This window comes from Pedobacter sp. GW821-FHT01D05 (assembly GCF_059422505.1).
The window spans coordinates 545,536-561,683 of the sequence record NZ_JBWKXA010000001.1; the positions used below are offsets into that span (position 1 = coordinate 545,536).

The 16,148-nt window shown below is 41.4% G+C and carries 7 protein-coding genes; all 7 read left to right on the top strand.

All coding sequences use genetic code 11. The annotated features are described in order from the left end of the window. Window positions 1–7: 7 nt before the first annotated feature. The 7 genes from AC07VK_RS02210 (at window position 8) to AC07VK_RS02240 (ending at window position 16,059) form a co-directional block, all read left to right on the top strand. Complete coding sequence (locus AC07VK_RS02210; RefSeq protein WP_492958026.1) at window positions 8–1,897, top strand: RagB/SusD family nutrient uptake outer membrane protein; 1,890 nt, start codon at window positions 8–10, stop codon at window positions 1,895–1,897. A 34-nt stretch (window positions 1,898–1,931) separates the two neighbouring features. Continuing rightward, window positions 1,932–4,973 carry a SusC/RagA family TonB-linked outer membrane protein gene (locus tag AC07VK_RS02215; protein ID WP_492958028.1) on the top strand — a complete coding sequence of 1,014 codons (3,042 nt, stop codon included), beginning with the start codon at window positions 1,932–1,934 and terminating at the stop codon, window positions 4,971–4,973. 21 nt (window positions 4,974–4,994) lie between these two features. Further along, window positions 4,995–6,755 (top strand): RagB/SusD family nutrient uptake outer membrane protein, encoded by a 1,761-nt coding sequence (locus AC07VK_RS02220; protein ID WP_492958030.1) that lies wholly within the window; start codon window positions 4,995–4,997, stop codon window positions 6,753–6,755. Between the two features lie 27 nt (window positions 6,756–6,782). Next, window positions 6,783–7,754, top strand: coding sequence for a DUF5627 domain-containing protein (locus AC07VK_RS02225; RefSeq protein WP_492958032.1), 972 nt, complete (start codon window positions 6,783–6,785; stop codon window positions 7,752–7,754). 27 nt (window positions 7,755–7,781) lie between these two features. Then, on the top strand, window positions 7,782–9,467 hold the full coding sequence (locus AC07VK_RS02230) for an endo-1,4-beta-xylanase (RefSeq protein ID WP_492958034.1): 1,686 nt from the start codon (window positions 7,782–7,784) through the stop codon (window positions 9,465–9,467). A 397-nt stretch (window positions 9,468–9,864) separates the two neighbouring features. Continuing rightward, on the top strand, window positions 9,865–11,787 hold the full coding sequence (locus tag AC07VK_RS02235; protein WP_492958036.1) for a sialate O-acetylesterase: 1,923 nt from the start codon (window positions 9,865–9,867) through the stop codon (window positions 11,785–11,787). 129 nt (window positions 11,788–11,916) lie between these two features. Then, the gene (locus tag AC07VK_RS02240; RefSeq protein WP_492958037.1) at window positions 11,917–16,059 is read left to right on the top strand and encodes a hybrid sensor histidine kinase/response regulator transcription factor; all 4,143 of its coding nucleotides are present in this window, start codon (window positions 11,917–11,919) and stop codon (window positions 16,057–16,059) included. The last annotated feature ends 89 nt before the right edge of the window (window positions 16,060–16,148 follow it).

A 16,148-nucleotide genomic window follows, 5' to 3' on the forward strand; every position in this document is an offset into this window, starting at 1 on the left:
GATCATTATGAAAAAATATATAACACGCCTATTATTAATAGGAATGATTTGGGCAGGAACCGGCATGGTATCTTGTAAAAAATATTTAGACAGAGATCCTGAAGCAACTGTGTCAGCAGAATCTGCCTTCAAAGACTTTCGTAGTTTTCAGGGCTTTACCGAGGAACTGTATAATTGTATTCCAGATTTTACAAATAGGTATTGGACCAACAGTTTCAACTGGGGTGAAGATGAAATCCAGTCTACAGTTCAAAATTTCCACTTCGTTAACAAAGTAGATAACGGCGATTTTTGGGGCTGGCAGAGAGAGTTTGATGGATGGGGAGCAGGATTTTTAGACAATGCCAACGCGAATACAAATAACGATCGTTTTACCAAGGGCCTGTATCCACTGGCCTGGTATGGCATTCGTAAAGCAAATTTAGGCCTCGAGAACCTAAACCTGATGGTAAACGCAACAGACGAAGAACGTAACCTGATCAGAGGTCAGCTATTGTTTTTTAGAGGTTGGTTCCATTTCCAGCTCATGCAATATTTTGGGGGGCTGCCATACATTGATAAGGTATTGCCTGCCGATGAAGAGTTGAGGTTGCCCAGACTAAAGTATCAGGAATGTGCAGCTAAGGCAGCCCTGGATTTAAGGGCCGCTGCCGATCTTTTGCCAATCAATTGGGATAATACAACAGCCGGTATCCAAACCCTGGGTAAAAACCAGTTGCGCATCAATAAAATCATGGCATTAGGCTATTTAGGTAAAAACTATCTGTGGGCCGCTAGTCCATTAATGAACTTAGAATCTACCGGTAGCAAAACCTACAATGTAGAGCTGAGTAAAAAAGCGGCTGCTGCATTTGCAGAGTTATTGAAACTAACAGAAAGTGGCGCTGCTCCTCATAAATTATTACCTTTTGCACAATACAGCACCAATTTTTATACAACTGGTCAAAATTTCTTAATGCCTGGAGGTACCGAAGTAATATTTACAGGACCATATTGGGGTGCACATGGTTCAACCTATGGCACTGCAAAACAATATACACCAGCAATTGTAGGTGCCGATGCGCTGGTATTTGCGCCTACCGCAAATTATGTTAATTATTATGGGATGAAAAATGGTTTGCCCATTTCGAATTCTGCCCAGGCCGATCCTACTGGCTCAGGATATGATCCGCAATTTCCCTGGCGCGATCGCGATCCAAGGTTCTATAATGATATTATTTATGATGGAGTTAAAGTGGTACAGGGAACTTTGGCAGCGAACATGGAACCACACCGATATGCAAATCTGTTCACAAACGGAAGTTATAGAGATGAACGTTCTGGTAGCCGTACAGGATACATGATGTTCAAATTTGTGCCCCGAACTGCCAATAACTTTGATCAGGGCTGGAATTATGGACAGAACCTGAATATTAAGGTTTCATATATGCGTTTGGCCGATATCTACCTGATGTACGCAGAATCGGTTGCAACAGGGTACGACTCTCCAGGTGCAACCGCAGAGGGATTTAGCAAAACTGCCGTAGATGCAATCAACGTGATCAGAGATCGTGCTGGTGTTGGGCGTGTTGCCGCACAGTTCTTGGTATCTACAATAGAGTTTATGAAAGAAGTAAGACGCGAACGTGCTGTTGAACTTGCCTTTGAAGGACATCGGTTTAATGATCTTCGCCGCTGGCATTTGCTAGCTGAGATACCTTATACCTTAAAAACAGCCGCCGAATTTGATCGTGCTGCTCCTTTAAACCCTGCGGTCGACACCAAATTAAACAAGGTTGTAAACTATCGCGAGCGATTAATATTACAACGTCCGTTTAGTGAAAAGCATTATTGGTTGCCACTTAAACGGGCAGATGTAAATATGTATAAGGAGTTTGCGCAAAACCCTGGATGGTAAGGTAGTTCATGATCACAAATAATTAAAGACAAGAATGATGAAATTTTTAAGAAATGCATTGGCGCTGTGTGTCTTTTTTACGCTGTTTGTCGGTGTAATCAAAGGTCAGGACGCCGTTAAGATACCTATAAAAGCTGTTGTTCGGGATATCAATGGAAATCCGATAAAAGGGGCATCCATCACTATTGAAGGAAACGACGTGCTCACCATCGCAAACCAGGCAGGTGAATTCTCTCTATCGATAGAGGAGAACAGCACATTTACGGTAAATGCTAAAGGTTATAAAACATTGCCGGTAATCGCATTAGCCAACTTAAAGCAAGTTACTTTAACCAAAGAGGATAGACTGATAAATGTGGGCTTTAAAAATGCCACCGAAAGTAATCTTCCTGCTGGCGTTTCAAGCGTTAATCTGGCTCAGCTTTTTGAGAAAAACTTTATAACCTATGGATTGGACGGGATAGAAGCTTTTGCCCCTGGTTTTAATGGCAACAACCTTTGGGGCATGAACACCTCGTTAATATTGGTTGATGGCATACCGAGGGATGTGAATAGTGTTACACCAAATGAAATTGAGGAGATCACTTTTCTCAAGAGTGCTTCGGCCGTTGCCCTATATGGCAGCCGCGGTGCAAAAGGAGTAATCTTGATCACCACAAAAAGGGGCGCGCCAACTAAGCAAAAAATAAACGTGCGTTCCAACATCGGATTAAATATACCGAAAAGATTCGCTCAATATCTGGGCTCTTCCGAGTACATGACTTTGTATAACGAGGCTTTATCTAATGATGGTTTAGCGGCGGCTTACACGCCAGAAACTATTTATAATCACTCCGGTGTCAACCCTTATCGTTATCCAAGTGTAGATTATTACTCATCAGAATACCTCAAAAATAGTTTTTCACGCTATGATGGCGTGGCAGAAATTTCGGGAGGGAATGACCGTGCCCGTTATTACACCAACGTTGGGTTTGTATCTACAGGTTCGCTGCTTAATTTCGGCGAAGCCAAAGAAAATAATACATCAGAACGCTTTAATATCCGCGGAAATGTTGATATGCAGCTAACCAAAGCGCTAAAAGCGCGGATAGACGCAAGTGCGGTGTTTGCCAGCGGCGGCGGCGTAAATACGAATTACTGGGCTAACGCTGCAACCCTGCGTCCCCATTTATTTACACCTTTAATCCCAATTAATTTATTGGAACAGAGCGACGAGGTGAGCAGGGCGATGATTAAAAATGCAACAATTATTGATGGACAATACATCCTGGGTGGTACCCAATTAGATCAGACTAATCCCTTTGCGGCCATTTATGCAGGTGGTAATAATAAATTCGTACAACGCCAGTTTCAGTTTACCACTGGTATTGATGCTGATTTGAAAGGGATTTTGAACGGACTTACCTTTAGTACCACTATGGGGGTTGATTACCTGAACAGCTATAATCAGGGTTATCGAAACGGATATGCAACTTACCAGCCCAATTGGACAACCTACTCTGGTACAACGCTGATCGGGAGCTTAACGCGCTGGGGAGAAGATACTAAAACCGGAGTTCAGAACATTGCAGATAGTTACTATAGACAGACTATTTCGTTATCTGGTCAATTTAACTACAATACTACCATCCGTAATAATCATCATATCTCTGCAGTATTGCTGGCTGCGGCATATCGTCAATCGCAATCTGAAATCTACCAGCCAACAACAAATTCTAATTTAGGATTGCAGTTAAATTACGATTTCAGCCGTAAGTATTTTGCCGAAATTACCGGAGCTGTGGTACGCTCGCCAAAAATGCCGCCTGGAAACAGGATTGCACTTTCTCCTGCAGCTTCTATTGGATGGCACCTTAGCGAAGAGCCATTTTTGAAAAAAGTTTCGTTCATTAACGACTTAACACTAACCGCATCGGCAGGTATTTTAAATACCGATCTTGATTTTGATGAGTATTATGCCTATGAAAGTATTTATACAGGCACAGGGGGTAACTGGTATGGCTGGAACGATGGTACAGGTACACAGTCTACAGATTCGCGCCGCGGATCCAACATGGATTTAACTTTCGCTAAAAGGAAAGAAATCAGTATCGGGATAAAAGGTGGCATGTTCAAAAATCAGTTTAATTTCGGAGCAAATGTTTTTAGAAATAACATCACCGGGATTATCGGTCAGATTAATGTTCTTTATCCAAACTATTTCACTACCGGGTTTCCGAGTTCTTCTTTTGTTCCTTACAGCAATTATAATAGTGATCAGCGAACCGGTTTGGATTTTTACTTAAATTTTAACAAACGCATTGGTGCTATTGACTGGACTTTTGGAGCCTCAGGAACATATTATACCACCAGAGCAACTAAACGTGCCGATCTGTTAACTTACGAAAATAGCTATCAATACCGTGCCGGCAAACCACTTGATGCGATCTGGGGACTAAAAAGCAATGGTTTTTATATGGATGCCAGCGAAGTTGCAGCGGCCGATGGAGTTAATAGTGCAAAACCTGCATTTGGGTCTGCATTGGCTCCTGGCGATATCAAATATATTGATCAGAACGGTGATAAAATCATCGACGATAAGGATCAGGTATATCTTGGTCGCGGTGGATGGTTCGGCGCTCCGTTTACAGCAGGATTGAACGTAACGGCCAAATGGAAAAATCTTACCCTGTTTGTTTTGGGTACAGGCCGCTTCGGTGCAAGTGCCATGAAAAGCGATAACTATTTTTGGGTTAACGGAAGCGATAAGTATTCGGCAGTGGTACGCGACAGATGGACGCCTCAAACAAAAAATACGGCAACCTTCCCGCGACTTACCACTTTAAATGGCGATAATAATTTCAGAGCGTCTGATTTCTGGTTGTACAGCACAGACCGGTTTGATTTATCTAAAGTTCAGATCTCCTACACAGTTTCCGATAAGTTGTTCAAAAGTAAAGTATTGAAAGAACTGGGGCTGTATGTAGCCGGATTTAATCTTTTAACAATAGCGAAGGAAAGAGAAATACTGGAGCTGAACTTAGGAGGTGCCCCACAAACAAGGATGTATAACCTGGGCGTAAAGGCAATGTTTTAATTGAATATTAGATTAGAAAAGATGAACAGAATATTAATACAATTTATAGTTGTCGTTGTGATGCTCTCGGGCTGTAAAAAGTTTACTGACCCTGCTCCACAAAATAATGGAGATTTTGAGAACATCTATACAGAACCCGCACTTGCCCATGGGTTATTGCTAAATGGTTATACAAGGCTTCCATCAAATGGCTGGTCTTTTAATGATGTAGCTACAGATGATGCGGTAAGTAATGATATCAATAATAATTTTAGGAGAATTGCCACCGGACAATGGTCGGCTCAATTTAATCCATTAGATCAATGGACCAATGCAAGAGCAGGAATACAGTATATCAACTTATTTTTAGCAGAGACAGATAAGGTGCTTTGGGATTCTAAAGACCCGGTGTTGAGCAGAATGTTTAATGATAGGCAAAAAGGTGAAGCATATGCTTTGAGAGCCTACCTAATGTCGTATATGCTACAGGCACATGCCGGAAAAGTAGGGGGTAATTTATATGGGTTCCCTATTGTGCTAGAACCCGAAACACCGGCTTCTAACTTTAACCAGCCAAGGGCCACATTTGATGCCTGTATAAAACAGATTTATGGTGATTTGGATAAGGCAGAACAATTGCTTCCTTTAGATTATGCTGATATCAATAGCACCAGCCAGATTCCTGCAAAATATGCGGGAGTTAATGTAGAGACCTATAACCGGGTTTTCGGTAAGTTTTTTAATCAGCGAATGACGGGCCGTATTTCTAAAGCCATTCGTGCCAGAGTAGCACTAATGGGCGCAAGTCCGGCTTTCAGCACAGGTAATTCTACCACATGGGCCGATGCCGCCAGCTATGCAGCACAGGTACTTTCACTTAATAACTGGTTAGCTAATTTAGATCCTAATGGTGTTACCTGGTATGATAACAAAGCAGAAATTGATGCATTGGCTTCTGGCGCTAGTCCCAAAGAAGTGCTTTGGCGTACAAATGTTGGATCAAACAGTGATTTAGAAGCTGCTAATTATCCACCAACTTTGTCTGGACAGGGCCGCATAAACCCTACGCAAAATCTGGTTAATGCATTCCCGATGCAAAACGGTTATCCAATTGCCAATACACCACAGAGCGGATACAATCCTGCCGCTCCATTTACGGGTAGAGATCCGCGTTTAGCAAAATTTATAGTGTACAACGGAAATACCATCGGGCCAACAAACAAGGCAATCAATACCACAACAGATGTAGCAACGAATGATGATGGGCTGAATAGAAAAGAAGTTTCTACAAGAACCGGTTACTACATGAAAAAATTGTTAAGGCAGGATGTTAGTCGTACACCAACCATAAATAATCAGAAACACTATAGGCCGCATATCCGCTATACGGAAATATTCCTGATCTATGCAGAGGCGGCAAATGAGGCCTGGGGTCCTACAGCCAATGGCGGCAATCCCTATTCTGCTTATGATATTATTAAAGCTATTCGTGCCAGGGCCGGCGTTGGAACTACAAACGGTGATGCTTACCTCGAATCGATTAAAGGAGATAAAGATGCCATGCGAACATTGATCAGGAACGAGCGTAGGTTAGAATTGGCTTTTGAAGGATTTCGTTTCTGGGATCTTCGTAGATGGAACGCAGCATTAACCGAACCGGTAAAGGGGTTGAGTATCTCGCAGGGCAACTATCAGGAAATCAATGTAGAAGCAAGAAGCTATCAGGAATATATGAGATTCGGACCAATTCCTTACAGCGAAACATTAAAGTACAATGCTTTGCAACAAAACACGGGATGGTAATATTCATTCACTATAACCAATAACATCATGAAAAATAAAATATATATTTTACTTGCGCTCGTTTTAACACTTGGCGCTTGCAAAAACGAAGAATGGGCATTTCCAGATAATGATAGTCAAACCGTTTATTTTGCCTATCAGGGGCCGATCCGGACCCTCACCATGGGCGAAGATATTTTTGATACTTCACTTGATAACCAACACCGACTTCAGATTATGGGCACTGTTGGTGGAGTTTACTCAAATAAGGAAGATATTACCATAGGCATCAGTGTAGATAACGCGTTAACGCAGGGATTATCTTTTCCATCGCCTTACAGCGGTATCGTAAGACCCATGCCGGCTAACTATTATACACTTGCAGCGAACAAAATTGTCATCCCGAAAGGAAGTTTGATCGGTGGAGTAGATGTTCAGCTCACTGATGCTTTTTTCGCAGACCCATTGGCTATAAATACCACTTATGTGATCCCTTTAACAATGACCAGTGTTGATCAGAACAAAAAAATCTTGCCCGAAAAAAAATACACCTTGTATGCCGTAAAGTATATCAATACCTGGCAGGGTTTCTACCTTCGCAGAGGGAAGGATGTGTTTACCGGAAAAAACGGCAATACTTCACTCAATCAATCCGTAGTTCGCCATATGAAATATGTGGAGAATGATGAAATCAACAAGTTAAACACGCGTTCGCTAACCCAGGCCGAGTTTCCTGTCACGTTTAAAGTAACAGGCGGAACCAGTATCAGCCGAACCTTATTGTTAACTTTTGATAACACGGGCAACTGTACAATTGCAGCTGGTGATGCCAGTTTTACGGCGAGTGGCACCGGAAAATTCGTTAAACGGGGAGAGAAAAACAGCTGGGGCAGCCAGGATCGCGATGCCCTTTACCTAAACTATCAGATCGATCTTAACGATAGAACGGTGAATAGCTTAGATACCCTGGTCATGCGCGACCGCGGTGTGAAAGCCGAAACATTTACGCCGGTCAAATAATTAATATTTAATCTAACAATCGAGAAAATGAAACGATTATACAAAATAGCATTTGGTATTTCCTGGGCAATGTTGCTTGCGTCTTGCCACAAATATGAAGCACTCGAATTTCAAGTAGCCAAGCCAGCAAGCTTCGTGGCTCAAGAGCAGATTGATGCCTATCAGCCATTAAAAACCTATATTGATAGAACAGCAAATCCTAAATTTAAATTTGGTGCCGGAGCCAGCCTGCAACCTTATCTCTCCAAAGGCGTAATTTACAGGCTCATTAACAGTAATTTTGATGAAATTACACTAGGTTATGAAATGAAACACGGTGCCGTTGTACAGGCTGATGGAAGTTTGGCCTTAACCAATGTGAAAAACCTATTGGAAACAGCATCTAAAGCCGGCATCACCGTGTTTGGGCATACCCTGGCCTGGCATGCCAATCAAAATGCAACATATTTAAAAGGGCTGATTGCCCCAGTGGTTATTCCTTCAAGCGGTGGCCCTACCTGGGACCTGGTCATCGGAGCCGATTTTGAAACAGACAACGCCTCGGTTTATCAATCCAATACCAATGCAGTTGCCTCTTTTACTGCAGCTGGCGAAGGCTTTAACGGTACAGGACGGGCTTTGAAAATTAGCAACTCGGCAGTACGAACCAACGATTACGATGCACAATTATTTCTTAAGTTTCCAGCGGTAGCGGTTGGAGAGAAATATGAGCTTAAAATGAATGTGCGTTCTGATGTAGCAGCATCTTACCCTACACAGGCCCATACTACGCCCGGCGCCTACAAATTTTATGATTTTTTTGGCGCAATTTCTTCAACACCAACCTGGACAACCTATACCAAAGAAATTACCGTTACTGCAGACATTGCAACAAGCGGTGCTTTGGCTTTTAACCTAGGTAAAACAGCAACAAATTTTTATTTCGATAATATCACGCTTAAAAAATACAATCCGCTTGGTGGTACTACAATTGTAGAAAAAACTGCAGAGCAGAAAAAGACTATTTTAACCGCTGCACTAGATACCTGGATTAAAGGTATAGTTACCGCTTCAAAAGATTATGTTAAAGCTTGGGATGTGGTAAACGAACCAATGGATGATGCAAAGCCAGCTGAGCTTAAAACTGCTGCGGGCAGAACATCCATTGCGGCTGACGAATTCTTTTGGCAAGATTACCTGGGGAAGGATTATGCGTTAAAGGCATTTCAATTGGCCAGGCAGTATGGTAATGCAACTGATATCCATTTTATTAATGATTATAACCTGGAGTATAGCATTGATAAATGCAAAGGATTAATTGATTACGTAAAGTATTTAGAAGGCAAGGGCGCAAAAATAGATGGTATTGGTACGCAAATGCACATTGTAGCCACTTCTGATAAAGCCAAAATTGAAGAAATGTTCAAATTATTGGCTGCAACTGGTAAACTGATCAAAATATCAGAGTTGGATATGGGTTTTACAGGAAATATAAAAACGGCACAGGCAACACCTGAGCAATATGCAGCTCAATCTGAGATGTACAAATATGTAATCAAGAAATACTTTGAGCTTATTCCGGCAGCTCAGCAATATGGAATTACCATATGGGCACCTCAGGATAGTCCAGCTACTTCAAGTTGGAGGGCAGGGGAGCCAATTGGCTTATGGACAGAAGGTTTTGTGCGAAAACCGGCCTATGTTGGCACAGCCGAAGGCTTGAAGAATAAATAAATTTACTACACGCTTAAAGCCAGGAACAACGTTAACCGTTTTCCTGGCTTTTTTATTGGAAATTACCAGTAAAGCTGACCAGTGGCTAATTGCAGTTTATACCATCTCTTCCATCTGAGTAATTACCATTTCATTTTTCCGGTCGCCTTTAACCAACCTCAATTATAACAAATTTAGTATAGTTATGCAACCGATTGTTTTTTTTGAAAAATAAATGATATATTCGGGTAGAAATTACTCAGCTATGGGCTTTAAATGAGTATAATTTTTATAAAAAGAATAACCAAATATTAACACTTTAAACGATGTATTTCTGTGATGAAACAGGGGGAAGAATGGTAAGCGTCTTCATTTCCCCGAAAATTATCGATTGCCATATTTTCCAGACTTTATAAGCATGACCGTAAAATCTTATCTTCCGCTTTGCGCTTTGCTCGTTACAGTTTTGTTCACCAACCTAAAAACAAAAGCTGAGGTAAAACTTCCACAGCTAATCAGTAATAGAATGGTGCTACAACGAAATACAGATTTAAAGATCTGGGGTTGGGCCAGTGCAAATGAGAAAGTTAAACTTTCTTTTAACGATAGAAATTTTGAGACAATTACCGGCAGCGATGGGAAGTGGTTGATTATGCTTCCTAAAATGAAAGCCGGAGGCCCATATACCATGACCATTGAAGGGCAGAATTTGATTACATTAACCGATATTTTAATTGGAGACGTATATTTTTGTGCTGGCCAATCTAACATGGTGTTAGCAATGGAAAGACTGAAAGAAAATTATCCAAACGAAGTTAAGAACGACAATTTTCCACAGATCAGGAATTTCTTTGTGCCTACAAAAGCTGATGTCTCCAAAGAATCACTGGATCTGCCAAAAGGAGAGTGGAAGTTGGCATCAGGTAAAGAATTGCTTGAGTTTGGAGGAGTTACTTACTTCTTCGCAAAAAAACTCTATCAAAAATACAAAATTCCCATTGGGATCATTAATTCCAGTGTGGGCGGAACACCAATAGAGGCCTGGATGAGTATGGATGCATTTAAGGATTTTCCTGCAGCTGAAGCCCAGATCAAAAACTTTCGGGATACGACTTATATGAACAGCCTAAAAAAACAGGGGCTACCTATGCCAGATAAAAGCTTGCAATCATCCTATGTGCCAAAACCATGGCATAAGTTCTGGATGCCGGGCTATTGGGTAGATCAGGGCGTGAGAAACCTGAATGGCATCCTGTACTTTAAAAAGGAAATTGATGTTCCTGCGGGGATGACAGGCGTGCAGGCAAAACTTTTTATGGGGCGTATTATCGATGCTGATTCCACTTTCGTAAATGGCATTTTTGTTGGCAATATCACTTATCAGTATCCTCCAAGAAGATACAATGTGCCAGCCAATCTGTTAAAAGCGGGAAAAAATACCATTTTAGTTAAAGTTACCAATACAATGGGCAAAGGTGGCTTTGTGCCTGATAAAAATTATTCGCTACAGGCCAACGGGCAAATAATTGATTTAAGGGGCGAATGGGATTACCAGGTGAACCAGGTATTTCCTAAACCAAGCTATTCCCCCTCAGGGCAACAAATTGTCCAGCCAATTGTGGCGCAAAATTCCCCTACCGGACTTTACAATACCATGGTTGCTCCTGCAATCAATTATAGTATAAGTGGCTTTTTATGGTATCAAGGTGAAACAAATGCAGGCAAGCCAAGAGAATACGCCAAACTGCTACCTGCATTAATTAACGATTGGAGGAGTAAATGGGATTTAGGCAATATTCCGTTTTTATTTGCACAACTGCCCAATTATATGGAGGTTGATTATGTTCCCGTTGAGAGCGACTGGGCGGAACTTCGGCAGAGCCAACTCCAAACCTTAAAAGTACCAAATACCGGAATGGCTGTTGGGCTCGGTGCCGGCGAATGGAATGATATTCATCCCCTGAACAAAAAAACAATTGGCGAACGTTTGGCTTTATGGGGCCAAAAGCTGATTTATGGTGAAAAAAACATCGTTTACTCAGGTCCGATCTACAGATCGGCAACGGTGCAGGGTAATAGAGTAATTTTGAATTTTGATCATGTAGGAAGTGGACTAACTGCAAAAGGTGAACCTGAACTTTATCATTTCGCCATTGCAGGTGCCGATAAAAAATATGTTTGGGCAAAGGCTAAAATTGAAAGCAACACCGTAACGGTTTGGAACGATAGCATTTCCAGCCCTGTTACTGTTCGATATGCCTGGGCGGATAATCCCGACGGTGCAAATTTGTATAACGTGGAGGGCTTGCCGGCATCTCCATTCGAGGCTGAAATAAAATAGCTTAAATTAGGGGTGTTAACTATATTTACGCACAAAGCAAATATAAATCCAAAGTGTACCAAGGTAAGCTAAGCGAGCCCTGCACTAGTACAATCACAATCCAGATCGCTAAAGCGTGAATCTATTGTTATGATGTTAAAACGAGTATCAGGTATAAGCGCAATGTCACTTCTAGGGATATTGTTATTAACGTACACTATTGTAAAGGGGCAAAGTAACCCCAATTTCATTACGCTTAATACTAAAAATGGCCTTTCTTCAAATACTGTAAATACCATCCTGCAGGATCATAATGGCCTTGTATGGTTTGGTACCAGCGATGGACTGAATAAGTTCGATGGTACCAATTTTACCGTTTATACCACTAAAAGTGGCGATAGTACGAGCATTCCGTCTAACAATATCTCGGCACTTTTAGAAGACCGAAAAGGAAGGCTCTGGGTGGGTACAAACGGAGGGGGCTTGGCTTATTATGATGCTAAGCAAAATACATTTAAATCATTTATAGGTGAAGGTATCCCAAACCGTAATGTCCCGTTTAATGTATTAACACTTTACGAAGATCGAACCGGAAATATTTGGGTAGGCACTTTTGGCGGCTACCGGGTAATCAATACCAAAACTTTTAAGGTAAAAAATGTAGGTATCAGCGCATTGATGGGCAACGGTTCCAGTGTGCTTTCTTTTCTTCAGGGTAGTGGCAATAAGATATGGATAGGTACCAATTTAGGGCTCTTGGCCCTTAATTTAACCAGCGGTGCCACCGAGAAGTTTATCCATCACCCCAATGACCCATCAGGCCTCACTGATAATTTCATTAAAACTATGGTGAAGGATGAAAAGGGGCGGATATTTTTTGGTACCTACAATGGCCTCAATATGTTGTTGGATGATGAAAAGCATTTCAAATCCTTTTTGCAATCGGGTGATAAGCTGTTTTCAGACGACATTATTTATTCTGCCAGATTGGAAAAAGGAGGTAAATTGTGGTTAGGGACCGAAGATGGCGTAACTATTTTTGATACCGCCACCGAGGTTTTCTCAAACATTCGTCCCAACAAACGCGAAACCTTTGGCCTTAGCCATAAGTCGGTTAGAAGCATTTGTATGGCCAATAATGGCATTATTTGGCTAGGTACCTACCAAGGCGGCGTTAATAAGTTTGATCCAAATTTAGCATTGTTTAACCTAAAGCGTAGCAGCCCATTTGATCCTAAAGGACTTTCATCGCCCATTGTCACTTCCTTTGCCGAATTCTCAAAACGAAAAATCTTTGTGGGCACAGATGGTGGAGGCTTACACTTTTTCGATCGTGATAAAGGCGTGTTTGAACATATCGACCTTAAGAGCAAAATAGATTTTTCCCGAAATCCATTGACCATACTTACATTAATGCTCGATTCCAGGGGCACGCTTTGGGTGGGCACTTACCAACATGGCTTATTTGCCTATAATTCCAAAACCAAAACTTACAAACAATACCTGGCCGGACCATCGGCAACTGATCTTAGCCAAAACGAAATTTTCGCGATCAAAGAAGATAGCAAGGGTTTAATATGGATTGGTACAAACGGAACTGGAGTGAATGTATTTGATTATAAGACGAATTCATTTACCCGTTACGGCACCCAATCCTCGCCACCTATGGTGCTCCCTAGCAATGGTTTTATACGTGCAATTGTCGAAGATCCTTACGGAAATATGTGGATATCATCCAGCGGAACGGGAATAGCCGTATTTCAACGTAAAAACGGAAAATTTAAAGTATACCGAAAAGCAAATAGTGGGATTTCTAATGATGTGGTATTGAGTTTGTTATGTGATAGTAGGGGGAATGTATGGGCCGGAACCGATGGTGCCGGACTCGATCTTTTCAATCGCCGTACAGGAAAATTCACCAATTTTAACGAAACAAATGGATTGCCTAATGCTATTGTTTACAGAATACTGGAAGGAAGAGACGGACTGATTTGGTTCAGTACCGATAATGGCATCAGTTGTCTTGATCCAGAAACAAAAAAAATAAAAAACTTTGGACGACCCAATGGAGTGCAAGACAGTCCTTTTATATTGGGTTCAGGAATCAGCACTTCAGATGGCGAGCTTTATTTTGGCGGGCAAGACGGTTTCAACTATTTTAATCCGCTTGAGTTGCCCTCTAATAATGTGGTTCCAAATGTATTGCTTACCGAACTAAAGGTAGCCAATACTGTTGTACTTCCGGGTGAAAAATCACCTATTCAAGAGCAAATTGGCTTCGCAAAAAAGATTAAGCTAAGCTATGGGCAAAATTTCTCAATTAGTTATGTAGCGCTAAATTACACAGCGCCGCAACAAAACCACTATTCCTATCGCCTTGTTGGTTTGGATGATGGCTGGAATGAAGTTGGTAAAGAGAAAACAGCGTATTATACAAATTTGGACCCGGGAGATTACATTTTTCAGGTAAGGGCAAGTAACAACGACGGCGTTTGGAGTGATAAAATCACTTCAATTTCTGTTCATATACAACCACCTTTTTGGAGGACTATTTATGCTTATGTTTTTTATGTAGTCTTAATCGGTACAATCCTGTTTGCCATTAGGCGACGGGGAATTCAGCGCATTAAACAGCAACTTGCTATTGAACAAGCCCAGATCAATGCTGAACAAAGGATACTACAGCAGCGAAGGGATGCCGAACGTGCCCATGCATTGGATATACAAAAGATCAAATTCCTCACCAATTTAAGCCATGAGTTTAGAACGCCGATTTCATTGATTTTGGCACCCGTTGATAAGTTGCTTGCCGTTAAACAGGAGTCTGCTGTAGCTGGCCAGGTAAAGATGATCCGTAGAAACGCGCGAAGACTGTTAAATCTGGTCAATCAACTGCTCGATTTTAGAAAAATGGAAGAACAGGAGCTGAAGTTGAACCTGAACGAGGCCGATCTCATTACTTTTATCAGCGAAGCCGCAGAAGCATTCCAGGACCTTTCCGAGCGCAAGAAAATTTCACTTCGTATTAACAGCGATATTAAGAATCTGAAAACGCATTTTGATCAGGATAAAATGGAAAGGATTATATTTAATCTGCTTTCTAATGCATTTAAATTTACAAAAGAAGGTGGAGAAGTATCTCTTAACATGTTCTTAAGAGCCGCTACCGATCAAACTAAGCCTGTATTTTGTATCGAGGTTTCAGATACCGGGATAGGTATTGCAAATCAAAGTAAAGATAGGGTGTTCGATCGTTTTTTTATGGATAACAATGTAAGTTCTATCTTAAATCAAGGTAGTGGAATCGGATTATCGATTGTAAAGGAGTTTGTAGAACTGCACGGGGGGCAGATTACCGTAGAAAGTGAACTTGGAAAAGGAACCGCGTTTTTGGTTTCGATGCCAGTTGAGATAGTGGATGAAGAAAATGATCAGGAGGTTGACGATACAGCCTATAGTTTTACGAACGAAGAACTGGACGAATCCGTTACTGAGCCAGCAACTAACGAGGTCAAGATGGCCACTATCCTTTTGGTTGAAGACAATGAGGAATTTAGATTTTACCTAAAAGATAGTCTGCAGCCTTTTTATCATATTATAGAGGCGTCAAATGGTAAAGAAGGTTGGCAAAAAATGCTTTCCGGACATCCGCAATTAGTTGTTACCGACATCAGCATGCCGGAGATGAATGGCATTGAGCTAAGCCAGAAAATAAAGGCAGACAAAAGAACAAGCCATATCCCGGTTATCCTGCTGACCGCAATCAGTGGAGAAGAAGACCAGGTTAAAGGCCTGAAATCAGGCGCCAACGACTACCTCACCAAACCTTTTAATTTTGACATTCTCCATGCAAAAATCGACAACTTATTGTTGTTTAATCGCTCCGTAAAAAATGCGTATTCCAAACAGGTGCAGGTACAGGCTAAAGAAATCGAAATTGAGTCTAGCGAAGTTAAGTTGTTGAATAAAATCGTCCAGTACATTGATGAAAAACTTAACAATCCAGAACTCTCAGTAGAGGAACTAAGCCGGCATGTGGGCATGAGCCGAGGCTCTCTCTATCATAAACTGCTTGAAATCACCGGTTTAACGCCAATCGAATACATTAGATCGGTAAAACTGGAAAGGGCAGTAGAATTCTTGGAGAAAAGTGATTACAATGTTGCCCAAATTGCATACATGACCGGTTTTGGTACACCGAGCTATTTTTCTAAGCTTTTTAAAGCGCAGTTTAATATGCTTCCTTCCGAATATATCAATGCAAAACGAAAAGATAAACGCGTGAAGATTTAAAATCCTGCTCAGTAGAATTTTCTTATTTAAAAACAAACATCTGGAGCTTTCTTTTGAACAAATGGCTCATGACAGTAAGGCCGTAGATG